Below are 14,745 nucleotides of genomic sequence, written 5' to 3'. Positions count from 1 at the left end.
GGCCGGGGGCCGGATCAGATGAGGGCGGTGGCCTCCTCCAAGGAGAGGCCACCGCCTTCGGCGTACGCCTTCTCGTAGACGGCGTCGCCCAGCGCGGCCCGGATCAGCTCCTGCGCGAGGGCGTGGTCCTCGCGCTCCGTCGTGACCGGGAAGTGCGCGGGCGGCAGCTGCGCCCGGTAGGCGCCCAGCAGCCTGGCGGCGTCGTACTCCCGGCGCGGACCGCCGAGCGAGACCAGCGAGACGGCCGCTATCAGCAGGTAGACCGCGGGCATCTGCGGGGACACCATCCGCGCCATCGGGTCCATGACGGTGACCATGCCCCGGCGCAGCTGATCGAGGGCCTCCTCGTACAGCCCCTGCCGGTTGTCGAGCCAGGCCATCGTGCCGAGCAGGAAACCGTCGAAGATGGCGAACGCGCCGAAGGCGAACTCCTCCCGCAGGAGTTGCAGCTGGCGGCGCGCCTCGGCGAACCGTCCCGTGCGGCCGAGGACGCCCGCGAGGAACATCCGGGCGGCGGGCATGGCCTCGTTGCCGAACCGCTGCGTGGTCGCGCTGATCTCGGTGAGGATCTGCTCGGCCTCCTCGATCCGGCCGGCCTCGATCAGGCTCCCGGACATCCGTACGCGCAGCACCGTCACCTGGGCCATGGCGCCGAGGCGTTCGGCGTAGGCGATGGCCTCCAGGTAGTCGCGGGCGGCCAGTCCGTACTCGCCGCGCTTCTCCCGGGCCTCGGCGCCGGCGGACAGGGCCTCGGCGCAGCCCCAGGCGTCGCCGAGTTCGCGGAACAGGGCCAGGCTCTCGTCGGCGTCGCGCGAGGCGTCCCCGGCCCAGTCGGCGCGGTTCGCGAGGATGTTGGCGCGCAGCTGGAGCGCGGAGGCCAGCTCCCAGCGGTAGCCGAGCTCACGGGCGGTCGTGACGGTCGCGTCGATGACCCGCTGGAGCAGTCCGGGGTCGCCGGCGATCATGACGGCGTAGATCCACAGGGAGGCGGGGGTCCGGCAGGTCTGCGGCAGTCCGGGCCGGTAGGTGGCGAGGACCCCGTCGATCAGGGCACGGACCGAGGGGGTGCTCCAGGTCTCGTTGGTCTGGTCGCGGGAGGCGAGCAGGACCAGGTTGAGGGCGCGCCAGCCCTCGGTGCGCGTTTCCTCGGAGTAGGGCGGCGGCGTGTCGACGAGCCGTTCGTAGACCGGCTCGGCGGGGACGTAGGGCGGCTCGAAGGGGTTGGGGCCGAGCGCGGCGGCGGCCTCGGCCCAGTGCCGGGACTCGGAGCGCAGGTCGTGCATGTGCCAGTACCAGCCGAGCGAGTGGATCAGGCACAGGACCTCGTCGGCGTCGCGGACGGCGACGGCCCGGCGCAGGGCAGTGCGCAGGTTCTCGTACTCGGTGGCGAGCCGGTCGGTGGCCGCCCGCTGGCCGTGGCCGCGCAGCAGCGGCTCGGTGGTGCGGGCGAGCTCCCGGTAGTGGACGAGGTGGCGGTGCTCGGCGGCCTCGCGGTCGCCGGCGGCCTCGGCGAGGCGTTCGGCGGCGTACTCGCCGACCGTCTCGAGCAGGCGGTAGCGCATGCCGCGGCCGTCGGGTCCGGGGGTGGCCACGACGAGGGACTTGTCGACGAGGGAGCCGAGGACGTCGGCGGGGTCGTACGAGGCGTCGCGGGCGGGGAGGGACGGGTCGGACGGGTCGGACGGGTCGGCGCAGACGGCCTCGGCGGCGGCGAGGTCGCAGCCGCCGGCGAAGACGGACAGCCGGCGCAGGACGGTGCGCTCGGCCTCGTCGAGCAGCTCCCAGGACCAGTCGACGACCGCGCGCAAGGTCTGCTGGCGGGGCAGGACGGTACGGGCGCCGCTGGTCAGGAGCCGGAAGCGGTCGTCGAGGCGGTCGGCGATCTGGCGCGGGGTGAGCAGCCGCAGCCGGGCCGCGGCCAGCTCGATCGCCAGCGGCAGACCGTCGAGTCGGCGGCAGATCTCGGCGGCCGCGGCCGGGTCCTCCTCGATGGTGAACCCGGCGCGGGCGGCGGCCCCCCGGTCGCCGAGCAGCCGTAGCGCGATCGGGTCGGGCAGCGGTTCCACCGGGCGCAGGGACTCCCCCGGGACGCCGAGGGGTTCGCGGCTGGTGGCCAGGATCCGGACGTCGGGGCAGTGCGTGAGGAGGCGTTCCGCGAGGGCGGCGGCCGCGCCGATGACGTGCTCGCAGTTGTCGAGCAGCAGCAGGAGCCGGCGCCGTGCGCAGTGCTCGGCGAGCCGGTCGAGGGGGTCGTCCCCGGCGCGTTCGGTGAAGGCGCGCATTTCCTCGGCGGCGGCGCCGCGCAGTTTGGTCTCCCGCGCCCCGAGCGCGGCGAGGGCGGCTTCGGCGACGTCTTCCGGGTCGCCGGGTCCGTCGATGGGAGCGAGTTCGACGAGCCAGACGCCGTCGGGCCAGGCGCTCTCGTCCTGGGCCTCGGCGGCCTCCTGGGACAGCCGCGTCTTGCCGGCGCCGCCGGGGCCGAGGAGCGTGACGAGGCGGGCCCGCGCGAGGTCGTCCCCGATGGCGCGGATGTCGTCCTCGCGGCCGACGAAGGTGGTCAGGCGCGCCCGCAGGTTCCCCGCGGCCGCGGGGGCGACCGGGGGCGCGTCGGCGACGGCCGTGATGGTGGCGGCGGTGGCCGTCGCGGTAGCGGTAGCGGTCGGCGGCTGCGCGTCCGAGCTCAGCAGTTCGGCGTGCAGGGCCCGCAGTTCCGGGCCCGGGTCGGTGCCCAGCCGGTCGGACAGCTCCCGGCGGAGGCTGTCGTACTCGGCCAGCGCCTCCGCGGGGCGGCCCGCGTCGCGCAGGGCCCGGATGCGCAGGGTGTGCAGCGGCTCGTCCAGCGGCTGCTGCGCGCACAGCGCGGTCAGCTCCGGCAGGCACCGCTCCGCCTCGCCCATGGCCAGGGCCGCCGCGAGCCGTCCCCGGCGCGCGTCCATCCGTACGGCCTCCCAGCGCGCGGCCTCGGCGGCCGGGTCCGGCAGGTCGGCGAGGGCCGGTCCGCGCCACAGGGCGAGGGCCTCCTCGTACAGGGCCGCCGCCTCGGCCGGGTCCGACGCCCGGCCCCCGGCCCGGACCAGCCGCTCGAAGCGGTACAGGTCGACGTCCTCCCGTTCGGCGGCCAGTTGGTAGCCGCCCTCGGCGGACCGCACGGCCGCGTGCCCGAGCGCCCGCCGCAGCCGGGCGACCAGCGCTTGCAGGGCCGCCACCGCGTCGGCCGGCGGAGCGCCGTCCCACACCTCGTCGACGAGCAGCTGGGCGGGCACCACCCGCCCCGGCCGCAGCGCGAGCGCCGTGAGGAGCGCGCGAAGGCGTGCTCCGCCGACGGCGACGGGGGTCCCGTCGTCGTGGATGGCCTGGGCGGTTCCGAGGATCGCGTAACGCACCGGCCCATTGTCCCCGTACCCGGCCAGGGACCCGCACCGTTTTCCGTTCGGCCTGCGGGATAGGTTGCCCGCATGGGTCATCAGGGCAGCCGCGGAGAGCGGCAGATCAGTTCGGTATTCCTCGGCATCTTCGCGATCATGGCCGTCACCGGCTGGGCGGTGTGGACGGGGTACGCGGCGAGCCCCGGACTGGCCGTGTTCCTGTTCGTGACGTCGGCGTGGATCGTCTCCCTGTGCCTGCACGAGTACGCGCACGCCCGCACCGCCCTGCACGGCGGTGACCTCAGCGTGGGCGCCAAGGGCTATCTGACGCTGAACCCGCTCAAGTACACGCACGCCCTGCTCAGCATCGTGCTGCCGGTGATCTTCGTGATCCTGGGCGGCATCGGCCTGCCCGGCGGCGCGGTGTTCATCGAGCGGGGGCGGATCCAGGGCCGCTGGAAGCACAGCCTCATCTCGGCGGCGGGCCCGCTGACCAACGTGGCCTTCGCCGTGGTGTGCACGGCCCCGTTCTGGCTGGACGCCCTCGACGGGGTGCCGCTGGCGTTCCGCTACGCGCTCGCCTTCCTCGCCATGCTCCAGGTCACGGCTGCGATCTTGAACTTCCTGCCGGTACCGGGCCTGGACGGCTACGGGGTCATCGAGCCCTGGCTGTCGTACCGGGTGCGCCGCGAGATGGAGCCGCTGGCGCAGTTCGGCCTGCTGGCCGTGTTCGCCCTGCTGTGGATCCCGGGGGTCAACGCGTTCTTCTTCGGCGCGGTGGACGGTCTGATGTCCGCGCTCGGCGTGTCGGACCTGGAGACGTACTGCGGCCGCGACCTCTACAGCTTCTGGCGGGACACCGACGGCTTCTGCGCCGTCCCGCAGGACTGAGCACGCCGGGCAGCCGCACGGTCGAATGGCCGAATGGCCGAATGGCCGAATGGCCGAATGGTCGGAATTCTTGCCGTTCGACCGACCCCGCGCCGCTCGCCCGATCAAATGTCAGTGCGAACTGCTATCCCTTTCGGAAAGACTGCGACTGATCCGACCGGTCAACAGCAGTAGTCCCAGGGGGATTTCGCACACATGACACCCAGAACGCCCTTGCGCGCCCTGCCCGCGGCGGCCCTGTCGCTGGCGCTCGGCCTGGCCGCCGCCGCGCCGGCCTCGGCCGCCGCCGACCCGGCGGCACCCAAGGTCACGGCGCCCGTCACCAGCCCGGCCCCCGGTTTCGCCGGCGAGGAGCAGTACTCCGACTGCTACACCGACCCGCATGCAGGATCCGGAGCCGGCTGGATCGGCCTGAACGACGTCACCACCAAGGTCACCGCCACCTCGGCGTCCCATGCCCAGCTGCAGACGACGTTCCAGCTGTGGGACACCTCGTACGGGGGCGCGCGCACCGACTTCCCGACCTCCTGGTCCACCTACCCCCAGGCCGCCACGGTCTTCTCCCGCACCCTGCTGAAGGACGGCGGCCAGTACGCATGGCGGGCCCGGGCCACCGACGGGAAGCTGACCGGTCCGTACACGGCCTGGTGCTACTTCCGCGTGGACCACACCCGGCCCACCGCCGAGGTCACCACGGACGAGACCCCCAAGAAGGTCGGCGAGGAGGCCACCTTCACCCTGAAGGGCACCGACGGCGGCTCGGGAATCGCCTGTGCCCGCTGGCAGACGAGCCCCACCTTCCCGGTCGGCTGGAGCTGCGCGGACGGGGCGACCGACTCGCGCGTCGTCCGGCTGACGGACGGTTCGGCCGACATCAAGATCAAGCCCGCCACCTGGGGCAGCCAGGCGGTGTACCTCCAGACGAGGGACAACGCCGGCAACCTCGGCGAGGCGCAGGCGTACTACTACGCGCAGCCCACCACCAAGCCGGCCGCCTTCGGCGACATCGACGCCGACGGAAAGCCGGACGTCCTCGTCCCGGACGCCGCGGGCAACCTCCGCAAGTGGGGCGCGAACCCGCTGGACCCCGCGAACGCCCGCCACCTGGCCGCCCCGGGCGACGGCGAGAGCTGGGCCGGCGTCCAGTACACCCACCGGGGACCCTTGGGTGAGACGGCGGTCGACGACCTGCTGGCCCACGCCCCCGGCGGGGAGTACATCTACCGGTTCAACAACGACGGCGCGGGCCACTTCACGGACCAGAGCCCGATCCACATGAACAAGCCCGCCACGTGCCTGGACACGGCAGGTTCCGTCATCGACTGCGCCCAGCACGGGTTCGGTTCGGACTGGTCCAAGGTCACGCAGATCGCCGCGTACGGATCGCCCACCGGCGACAGCACGGTCGACGGCCTGCTGCCCCGCAGCTCCCTGTTGTTCGTCGAGAACGGCCGGCTGTGGCTCGCGAAGTTCAGCGGCATCCGACTGCGGACGGCCGTGCTCCTCTCCGGCGACGACACCTCCTGGGCCGGCTACGACCTGCTGACCCCGGGCCGGGCGCAGGGCACGGACTTCCCGACCCTGTGGGCCCGCTCCCGGGCGGACGGCGCGATCCGTGCCTTCTCCATCAAGGGCACCGCGGACGCACCGGACTTCGCCGCCTTCGCGGATCCGGCCGCCGGGCCGGTCCTGTCCACCCTGGCTCCGGCCGCGCACCCGCGCGTCGGCTCCGACGGCGACCTCACGGGTGACGGCCTGCCGGACCTGTGGTCCGCGGACGCCACCGGCCACGTCACCGTCTTCCCGGGTACGGGCACGACCACCCCGCACCCCACGGTCACCGGCTTCGGCCCGGCCGTCTGACCCACCGGACGCCCCCGGGGCGGCCCGGGGCAGCCCGGGCCGTTCCTAGCCGACCTGGCGCGCGGCGGAGGCCTTCTCGGCCTTCGCCTTGCGCAGGTAGTACCAGGCCATGTTGGACGTGAGGCCGGCCAGCAGCACCCAGACGATCCCGAGGAAGCTGCCCTCGACGAAGGCAACGACGGCCGCGGCCACCGCACAGGCGCAGACGACAAGGGCGAAGACGGCAAGGCGGGGCATGGGACGAGCTCCTCGAAAACACTGAACGGGGTCGAGCCCCTCCAGTGTCCCCCATGCCCCGCAGTGCTGCCGTAAGGGCGTCCGGGATCGCATCCGGTTCGTTTTCGACTTCACCTGATCTCCCGCACCCCGCGGCATTACCGTTCGGCGGGTACGCGCCGTATTGGCCCCGCCTGGGTGCCCGTGCGCAAGGGCATCGAGGACGAGACCATCAGCCCCGACGACGAGCGCGCCGTCGACGTCGTCGAGAGCTGGGAGCGGCTGATCCGCCAGGTCTGCCTGCGCCTGGGCGGCGAGTTGGGGCGGAAGGCCCTGCCCGTGCAGCGCACCCGGCGCGACAGCGACCCGCGGGCCCGCCGGGTCGCGGCGGCCGCCGCGCTGTGCGCCGACGGGAAGCTGAGCGCCGAACTGCGCATCGACGGGACGAGTTCCGTCATCGCCGTCACCGCCGATCTGCGGACCGGCAAGGTCCGGACCGCCGTGGACATCCCCGCCCCGGAGGGCTCGTACCCGCTGGCCACGACGAAGCGGCTGCTGCGGGCGCTGGCCGAAGCGCCGGCGGACCTGCACGTCCAGACCCTGGTGGAGGGCGAGAACGGACCGCGCGGCACCCTGGAGCGGCTGCGCCCCGAGCCCGGCGACCTGCTGCCCAGGGACGGGGCCGCGCCGGGCGGGTTCCGGCTGTCGCTGATCAAGGGGATGGGCAACACCCGGGGCCATACGGAGTCCGGTTTCATCCGCGGCGTCGACGCCGCGGTCGACCGCTTCTACCACGGGGTGGTGGCCCACCTGGGCGCCTTCGAGGCGCGCGGCGGCCGCCGCGGCTGATCCGGTCCCGGCGGTCCGGTCCTGGGGCCGGGCCGCCGGGTGCGGCGTCGGGGGCGTCGGGACCGCGGTCAGAGGTCCGTGACGCGCAGGCCCGCGTGGGCCTTGTAGCGGCGGTTGGTGGAGATCAGGTTGGCCACCAGGGACTCGACCTGGTGGGCGTTGCGCAGGCGGCCGGCGAAGACGCCGCGCATGCCCGGGATGCGCGCGGCCAGGGCCTGGACGACGTCCGTGTCGGCGCGGGCCTCGCCGAGGACCATCACGTCGGTGTCGATCTCGTCGATCGACTCGTCCTGGAGCAGGACGGCCGAGAGGTGGTGGAAGGCGGCGGTGACGCGGGAGTCCGGGAGCAGGGCGGCGGCCTGCTGGGCGGCGCTGCCCTCTTCGACCTGGAGGGCGTAGGCGCCCTGCTTGTCGAAGCCGAGCGGGTTGACGCAGTCCACCACGAGCTTGCCCGCGAGGTCCTCGCGCAGTGCTTCGAGGGTCTTGGCGTGGCCCTCCCACGGCACCGCGATGATGACGATGTCGCTGCGGCGCGCGCACTCGGCGTTGTCCGCGCCCTCCACGCCCAGGCCCAGTTCGTCGGCCGCGGTCTGCGCGCGGTCGGCGGCGCGGGAGCCGATGATCACCTTCTGGCCGGCCCTGGCGAGCCGGTAGGCCAGCCCCCGGCCCTGGTCGCCGGTGCCGCCGAGGACGCCGACGACGAGGCCGGATACGTCCGGCAGCTCCCACGGGTCCTTGACCGGCGGCTTCTGCGTGTTGTCTGAGGAAGTCATGGGGGCGAGGGTACTGCCGGGTAGCCCGCAGTCGAAGGGTGGTGAAGGGGAAGGAACCGCTCCCCGTGTCGCCCGCATGGTGCAGGATGCCGATATGGACGCCGTGAGGGTCGCGCTGCTGCGCGAGGTGCTCGCCGGTACGCAGTGGCCGGGAGAGGCGCGCCGCTTCGCCGGCTCGCTGCGCCGGTCCGTCGTACCGGCCGGCGGTCGCCTCCTGCTGGTGGGGACCGAGGGCTACGAGCCCTGGCATCTGGCGGCGCACCTGGTGGACGAGGCCGCCTGGTCGGGTCTGCCCGAGCTGGCGCCCACCCTCGTACGCCACCACGTGCGGCCCGGCGAGCCGCCGCACCTGTCGGTGGGGCTGGGCCGGCTGGCGGCGGCCCGGGGCGGACACACGCTGCTGGTGGTGGCGCCCGGAACGCCGGGTGAGGGGCTGCTGGAACGCGTCCACGACGCGCGGCGCGCGGGGGCGACCGTACTGTCCCTGAACAACGGGGATCCGGATCTGGGCGCGCTCGCCCACGAGGCGCTGTCGGTACCGGCATCGGCGCCGGACGACGGGATCGACCTGGACACCGTGCAGCACCTGGTCAGCGCGGCGGCCGGGGAGAACAGCGGGCCGGTGCGGCGCGGACCGCGCCGGTTCAGGGACCGGCTGGCGCGGCTGGCCGACCACCTGACCGCACCGCCGCCCAGCCGCTGGTGAGGACTACGCCCCGCCGGTGCCGGTGCCCGTGGTGCCCTCTTCGTCCTCGCGGGTCCGGTCGTTCCACTTGGGGTCGTTCTGCCATTCGAGGTTGCGTTCCTGCGCCGTCTCCATGGCGTGGTTCGCCTCCTCCGGGGTGCCGTAGGGCCCGAACCGGTCCTTGGCCGGACAGTCCGGGCCTTCCTCGACCTTCTTGTGGACCAGGCAGTAGTACCACTCGCCGGGTTTGCCCACCTGACGCTTCTTGAACAGGGCCATCGTCGTCGGGACTCCTCTCGTACCGCTCTATCCCGCCATGCTGCCCCATCCCCGCTGGATACACTCGTTCGCATGTCTGGCCAGTCGCTGCTCGTACCAGGCGAGCTCTCCCCCGTCCGTTCCGTTCCCGGAAACATCCGCCGGCCCGAGTACGTGGGCAAGCCCGCACCGACTCCGTACACCGGACCGGAGGTGCAGACGGCCGAGACCATCGAGGCCATGCGCATCGCCGGCCGGATCGCCGCCCAGGCGATGGAAGAGGCCGCGAAGCTGATCGCGCCGGGGGTGACCACCGACGAGCTCGACCGGGTCGCCCACGCGTACATGTGCGACCACGGGGCCTACCCCTCGACGCTCGGCTACCGGGGCTTCCCGAAGTCGCTGTGCTCCTCCGTGAACGAGGTCATCTGCCACGGGATCCCCGATTCCACCGTCCTGCGCGACGGCGACATCGTGAACCTCGACGTGACCGCGTACATCGGCGGCGTGCACGGCGACAACAACGCGACCTACCTGTGCGGAGACGTGGACGAGGAGTCCCGGCTGCTGGTGGAGCGCACCCGGGAGGCACTGAACCGGGCCATCAAGGCCGTCAAGCCGGGCCGCCAGATCAACATCATCGGCCGGGTCATCGAGTCGTACGCGAAGCGCTTCGGGTACGGCGTGGTCCGGGACTTCACCGGCCACGGCATCAACTCGTCCTTCCACTCGGGCCTGATCGTCCCGCACTACGACAGCCCGCACGCCACCACCGTCATCGAGCCCGGCATGACCTTCACCATCGAGCCGATGCTGACGCTGGGCACCCACGAGTACGACATGTGGGAGGACGGCTGGACGGTCGTCACGAAGGACCGCAAGCGGACCGCGCAGTTCGAGCACACGCTGGTGGTCACGGACTCCGGCGCGGAGATCCTGACCCTCCCCTAGGGCACGTCGCCTCCACCGAGGCGGGGGCGAACGGGGCCGGGCCCGGTGCACAGCTGCACCGGGCCCGGCCCCGTTCCCGTTCCCGCGGACTCCCCGGGGGTCACGCGCTGAGCGGGAACTCCTCGCCCAGCTCCCGGAAGACCGCGCCGTTGAAGTCGAAGGCGCGCTTGCACTCGTCGATGATGCGCTGCTTCTCCAGGTCGTCCGCCGCTATGGCGTCCAGCAGCTCGCGGTAGGTCCGCTTGAAGGCCGCCGGGTTGGAGATGTCCGCGAAGACGTAGAACCGGACGCCGTCGCCCTTGCGCTCGAAGCCCCAGGTGCGCTCCGCCTTGTCGCGGATGATCTGGCCGCCGGAGAGGTCGCCCAGGTAGCGGGTGTAGTGGTGGGCGACGTACCCGCCCGGCCACTGCGCCGCGCAGTGGGCCACCCGGTCGGCGTACGCACGCGTCGCGGGCAGGGCCACCACGCTCTCGCGCCAGTCCGGACCCACCAGGTGGGCGAGGTCGCGCTCGATCTCGGCGACGCGCATGAGCTCGGGCTGGATGAACGGGCCCGCCACCGGGTCGTCCTTGAGGGATTCGGCCGCGTCCTCCAGGGCCCGGTACACGAACCACAGTTGCTCCGTGTAGCGCGTGTACGCCTCCACGCCGAGCCGGCCACCCAGCAGATCGCTCATGAAGGTCGACGTCTCGGCCTCGGTGTGCTGCTCGTGCGAGGCGACGCGGATGACCGTAGAGAAGGCGTCCAAGGCGGACCTCCAGGAAGAGGAAACAGGCGTGACGGCATCACCGTCACGCCCGATCCTCCTACTTAGGCATGCCTAAGTCAATGAGTTCCCGACGCCTTGTCGGTAAAAAAATCCGGCCCCGCGCCCGGTCAGCCGCCCGAGAACGCCCAGAGCGTGAGCCACGCGACGAGGAGCACGTGGGGGTAGAGGAAGGCCAGGAGGCAGCCGGTGCTCCCCAGCGCGAGGCGCCGCCTGCGCTGCGCGTCGGTCCGGGGCGGGATCCAGGTGAAGGCCACCATCGCCAGCGGCAAGGCGTAGAAGAGGACGAACCCGGGCGGGAATCCGGGCAGGTAGGAGCTCGCCCGGCCGCACCACACGGCCGCCGGGGCCAGCGCGGTGAAGAGCGCCGCCACCGGCAGCCACTGCTGCCGTTCGTCGGGGCGGCGGGTCGCCGAAGTCTTCGTCATGGCGCCATTGCACCGCGACGACCCGCGTCCGCGTCAGCGCCGGAGTACTCACTTCCCCCTGCGCGGGGTACTCAGGGCGGGGGAGTCTCAGATCCTGTCCGGGGTCGGGGCGAAGCGGACGCGGCCGCCGATCTCCACCGTGCCGTCCGGGCCGGGAGCGGTGAGGATCTGGGATCCGGCGCCCTGGGTGATGTTCAGGGCGCGGTTCAGCTCGGCCGTCAGCAGGATCGCCGCCGAACCGGTGGCCTCGTCCTCGGTGATGATCCCGTCGGGGCGGCGCGGAAAGCCCCGGGCCCGCACGCGGCCCGCGGCCTCGTCCTCCCAGGCCCAGGCGTACAACCAGCCCTCGCCGGGCGGCGGGGCGGGCAGCGCCTCGACCTCGGCGACGGATCCGTACTGCTCGGTGCGCTTGCCCTCGACCCACTCGGGGCGGGCCGTGATCCAGGTGAACTCCCCGTCGTCACGGGCCCATACGGATCCGGCGGGCGGCTGGAGCTCTTCGATGTCCAGCAACCACGCGGCCCCGACCAGCGGATGCCCCGCGAAGGACATGCGCGTGCCGGGAGTGCGGATGTCGACGACCCCGCGCTCGGGGTCGTCGACGAACACCGTCTCGCTGTAGCCGAGTTCGGCGGCCAGGGCCTGCCGCGACGCGTCGTCGGGGCAGGTCCTGCCGTCGCGCACGACACCGAGCAGGTTGCCGAAGCGGCCGTCACCCGCGCAGAAGACCTTCAGGACGTCGAGATCGTTCACGCGGGAATTCAAGCACGGCTCAGACCTGGGCCGTACGGCGCCTGCGCGCGAAGTACACCGCGCCCGCGCCGGCCGCGATCACCACGCCGGAGGTGGTGAGCAGGGCCCCGGCCGGGATCTCGGCGCCGGTGTTGGCGAGGTTGCCGCCGACGGTGGAGGAGCCGCCGCCCACGGTGCCACCCGTACCGCCGGTGGTGCCACCGGTCGTACCGCCCGTGGTGCCGCCCGTGGTGCCGCCGTTCGAACCGCCGGTGGTGCCGCCGTTCGAGCCGCCCGTCGAGCCGCCCGTCGTACCGCCGGTGCTCGGCAGGGTGGCGTCCTTGTCCACCGCCACGGCGAAGGTGAGCGGGTCGATCGCGTCGCCCGCCTTGTACATGGAGCTGGCGCCGTTGGCGAAGGCGGCCGCGCCCTCGGCGGTGAAGACCGCCGGGACCGCGTTCAGCGCCAGGACGCCGTTCTTGGTCTTGTAGTCGGTCTTCGACAGGTCGAGCGTGGCGAAGCGGAGGCCCGTCTTGGTGCCGGAGGCGTTCTTGACGTCCACGTAGAGGGTGCCGGTCTTGCCGGTGGCCTCGACGCGGGGGCTGCCGAAGGTCAGGTCGATGCCGTGGGCCGTGTACTGGAAGCGGAGGTTGCCCTGGAAGGAGGCGTTCAGCTTCTGCTTCTTGACGTCGAGGTCGCCCTTGCCGAAGGCGAAGTCGAAGGTGTCGCCGTTCTTGGCGGCGCCGCCGGCCGGGGTGATCGACCCCGCGCTCAGCACGTACTTGCGGAAGGACTCCTTCACGCCCCACGTCAGCTTGCCGCTGAGCACCTTCTGCACGTCGTCGGCCGGAGGCGTCGGGTTCTTGGTGGTGTTCTCCGGGGTGGGCTCGGGGTCGGGCTTCTTCTCGAGCTCCAGCTTCGCGGTGAGCGGGTCGCCCTGCTTGTCCTTGTAGCCCGGCGAACCGAGCACGTCCGCGGCCTCCTGGGTGAGCGTGGTCACCAGGCCGTTCATCTCCATGCCCGCGAAGGCCACGGTGGCCATGGGCACGTCCTGGGTGGTCGTGCCGCCCTTGGTGACGTCCGCGGTGAGCTTCTTGGTGCCGGTGTCGATGCGGATGTCCGAGAGCTTGACCTCGAAGCCGTGGCCGGTCGGCGGGGCGGGCGAGGAGAAGGTGACGCTGCCCCTGAAGGCCGCCTTCGCCACGTGCCCGTTGGCCGGCTCGTACGCGCCGGTGGGCTTGACGAAGCGCAGCGTGCCGTCCGCGTTCTGCTGGGCGCCGTCCGCGACGGTGATCGTGCCCTTGGCCCCGTTGGTGACGTAGGCGCGGTAGCTCGCGAGCACGCCCCAGTCGAGGGTGCCACCGGTGATCTTCTGCGGATCGGTGGGCGGGCCGCCCGCGGCGGTGGCCGGCAGGGCGAAGGCGGTGGCGCCGAGCGCTGCGGCGGTCAGGACTGCGGCCGCGAGGGAGATCGGACGTCGGATGGACGACATGGCTGGGAACTCCTGGAGGAACAGGGGGAAGGGAGCGAGGAAGGTGTGCCTACTGGGGTGCGTCGGTCGGCGTGGGCGGGGCAGCTGCCGTACGGCGCTTGCGCACGACCAGGAAGGCAGCGCCGCCGGCCAGGACCAGGACGGCCGCGGCGAGGGCGATGAAGAGCCCGGTGTTCGAGGACTCCGCGGCCTTCGCGGCGGGGGCGGGCTCGGCGGACGGCGCCGCGGACGCGGCGGCGGGGGCGGGGGCGGGCGCCCCGCCCAGGTCGGGCAGGGCGGGCAGCTGGGCGGTGGCGTCCAGAGCGACGGCGAGCGAGACGGGGTCCATCTCGGTGCCGGCCTTGTACATGGAGTTGAAGGCTTGCGAGCCGCCTTCGGTGAGGGTGGCCGGGGCTTCGGTCAGGGTGGCCAGCTTGCCCTCGGTCTTCAGGCCCTTGGCGTCGAACTCCACGAGCGGGACGGCGTTCTTCGTCGCGCCGCCGGCGGTCACGTCCGCGGACAGGACGCCCTTGCCGTTCTCCACCTTCACGCTCATCTTGCCGAGCGTGAGGTCCAGGTGGGCGCCGGTGAACTGGACCGTACCGGCGAAGGCGGCGTCAAGCGTGCCTTTCTCGCCATCGAACGAGCCCTTGCCCTGCGGGAAGCGGAACAGCGCGCCGCCGTCCTGGGCGCCCTCGGCGAGGACCCACTTGCCCTGGCCGATCGAGCCGGTGACGTACTCCCGGAAGGTGCGGCGCACCCCCCAGTCGACGGCGGCGTCGACGAAGGCGCCCGCCGGCTGCGGGGTCTGCGCGGTGGCGCTCGGCTGCGCGGTCGTCGCCGACGGCGCGGGCTCGGCGGCCGGGGCGGCCTTGACGTCTGCGGAGAGCGAGATCGGGTCGAGCGGGGTGCCGGCGCCGTAGTAGCCGGAGAAGGCCTTGGCGCCCTCCCCGGTGAGGGTGGCCGGGATGTTCGTGAGGGACAGCGGGCTGGCGCCGCCCTTCATGTTGATGCCGCCGACGCCGAGCGAAGCGAAGGCGACCTGCGACTGGTTGGTGACCGCGCCGCTGTCCTTGGCCTTGCTGGAGACGTCGACGTACAGCGTGCCCTTGCCGCCGGAGATCTTGACGGTCGGGCGGCTGATGGTCATGTCCAGCTCGTAGACGCCGTCGGGCTTCTGGTGGCCCTGGAAGCTCACCCCGCCCGAGTAGGAGGCCTCGAAGGTTCCGGAGTCGGGGTCGTAGGAACCGGCCGCGGAGTGGAAGCGGAAGAGGCTGCCCCCCACGGTGGCTGCGCCATTCTTCAGCTTGAAACTGCCTTTTGCCACCGGACCCGTGACATAACTCTGGAAAGACGATTTGATGCCCCAGTCGAGTCGACCCCCCTGTACGGTGCCCGCCCGGGCGGCGGTCGCCGGGAGCAGGGCGCCCAGCAGGGCCGCCAACAGGGCGACGGCGAACGTACGGGCGGGTCTCGTGGGCATGAATGCCCCCTCCT

The 14,745-nt window shown here is 72.7% G+C and carries 13 protein-coding genes and 1 pseudogene; 5 read left to right on the top strand and 9 right to left on the bottom strand.

The window, feature by feature from the left end:
• Positions 1 to 14 precede the first annotated feature (14 nt).
• Positions 15 to 3,383, bottom strand: a complete 3,369-nt coding sequence (locus tag OG594_RS09830) for a BTAD domain-containing putative transcriptional regulator (RefSeq protein WP_266597262.1) — start codon at positions 3,381 to 3,383, stop codon at positions 15 to 17.
• 72 nt (positions 3,384 to 3,455) lie between these two features.
• Between OG594_RS09830 and OG594_RS09825 the strand changes: the two genes are divergently transcribed.
• Both OG594_RS09825 and OG594_RS09820 read left to right on the top strand, forming a co-directional pair.
• Entirely contained in the window at positions 3,456 to 4,256 is an 801-nt protein-coding gene (locus OG594_RS09825; RefSeq protein ID WP_266597260.1) for a site-2 protease family protein, read from the top strand.
• A 195-nt stretch (positions 4,257 to 4,451) separates the two neighbouring features.
• Positions 4,452 to 6,119 carry a VCBS repeat-containing protein gene (locus tag OG594_RS09820; RefSeq protein ID WP_266597258.1) on the top strand — a complete coding sequence of 556 codons (1,668 nt, stop codon included), beginning with the start codon at positions 4,452 to 4,454 and terminating at the stop codon, positions 6,117 to 6,119.
• Positions 6,120 to 6,164: 45 nt separating this feature from the next.
• Here OG594_RS09820 and OG594_RS09815 read toward each other — a convergent pair whose 3' ends face one another.
• Entirely contained in the window at positions 6,165 to 6,356 is a 192-nt protein-coding gene (locus OG594_RS09815) for a hypothetical protein (RefSeq protein ID WP_266597256.1), read from the bottom strand.
• 150 nt (positions 6,357 to 6,506) lie between these two features.
• Between OG594_RS09815 and OG594_RS09810 the strand changes: the two are divergent.
• Positions 6,507 to 7,184: pseudogene (locus tag OG594_RS09810) on the top strand (TerD family protein); the annotation flags it as partial.
• A gap of 68 nt (positions 7,185 to 7,252) precedes the next feature.
• On the opposite strand, the gene npdG reads toward OG594_RS09810, so the two are convergent.
• Positions 7,253 to 7,957 carry an NADPH-dependent F420 reductase gene (npdG, locus tag OG594_RS09805; RefSeq protein ID WP_266597254.1) on the bottom strand — a complete coding sequence of 235 codons (705 nt, stop codon included), beginning with the start codon at positions 7,955 to 7,957 and terminating at the stop codon, positions 7,253 to 7,255.
• A 94-nt stretch (positions 7,958 to 8,051) separates the two neighbouring features.
• Between npdG and OG594_RS09800 the strand changes: the two genes are divergently transcribed.
• A complete protein-coding gene (locus OG594_RS09800; protein WP_266597252.1) occupies positions 8,052 to 8,663 on the top strand; it encodes a hypothetical protein in 612 nt (203 codons plus the stop codon).
• A 3-nt stretch (positions 8,664 to 8,666) separates the two neighbouring features.
• Here OG594_RS09800 and OG594_RS09795 read toward each other — a convergent pair whose 3' ends face one another.
• Positions 8,667 to 8,921: a hypothetical protein gene (locus tag OG594_RS09795; RefSeq protein ID WP_266597250.1), complete on the bottom strand. Its 255-nt coding sequence runs from the start codon at positions 8,919 to 8,921 to the stop codon at positions 8,667 to 8,669.
• Positions 8,922 to 8,993: 72 nt separating this feature from the next.
• Here OG594_RS09795 and map point away from each other — a divergent pair, with 72 nt between their 5' ends.
• Positions 8,994 to 9,851, top strand: a complete 858-nt coding sequence (gene map / locus OG594_RS09790) for a type I methionyl aminopeptidase (RefSeq protein WP_266597248.1) — start codon at positions 8,994 to 8,996, stop codon at positions 9,849 to 9,851.
• A gap of 100 nt (positions 9,852 to 9,951) precedes the next feature.
• Here the strand turns inward: map and OG594_RS09785 are convergent, their stop codons facing one another.
• From OG594_RS09785 to OG594_RS09765, 5 genes are all read right to left on the bottom strand, one after another.
• Positions 9,952 to 10,599, bottom strand: a complete 648-nt coding sequence (locus OG594_RS09785) for a heme oxygenase (biliverdin-producing) (RefSeq protein ID WP_266597247.1) — start codon at positions 10,597 to 10,599, stop codon at positions 9,952 to 9,954.
• Between the two features lie 128 nt (positions 10,600 to 10,727).
• Positions 10,728 to 11,045 (bottom strand): hypothetical protein, encoded by a 318-nt coding sequence (locus tag OG594_RS09780; protein ID WP_266597245.1) that lies wholly within the window; start codon positions 11,043 to 11,045, stop codon positions 10,728 to 10,730.
• Positions 11,046 to 11,132: 87 nt separating this feature from the next.
• Positions 11,133 to 11,798, bottom strand: a complete 666-nt coding sequence (locus tag OG594_RS09775) for a PhzF family phenazine biosynthesis protein (RefSeq protein ID WP_266597243.1) — start codon at positions 11,796 to 11,798, stop codon at positions 11,133 to 11,135.
• 19 nt (positions 11,799 to 11,817) lie between these two features.
• The gene (locus OG594_RS09770) at positions 11,818 to 13,269 is read right to left on the bottom strand and encodes an HtaA domain-containing protein (RefSeq protein WP_266597241.1); all 1,452 of its coding nucleotides are present in this window, start codon (positions 13,267 to 13,269) and stop codon (positions 11,818 to 11,820) included.
• A gap of 49 nt (positions 13,270 to 13,318) precedes the next feature.
• Positions 13,319 to 14,731: an HtaA domain-containing protein gene (locus tag OG594_RS09765; RefSeq protein WP_266597239.1), complete on the bottom strand. Its 1,413-nt coding sequence runs from the start codon at positions 14,729 to 14,731 to the stop codon at positions 13,319 to 13,321.
• Positions 14,732 to 14,745: the final 14 nt, after the last annotated feature.

Source organism: Streptomyces sp. NBC_01214, assembly GCF_026340975.1.
Lineage (GTDB): Bacteria > Actinomycetota > Actinomycetes > Streptomycetales > Streptomycetaceae > Streptomyces.
The sequence above is the reverse complement of the archived record's forward strand: the minus strand, read 5'-3'. Positions and strand labels throughout refer to the sequence as shown.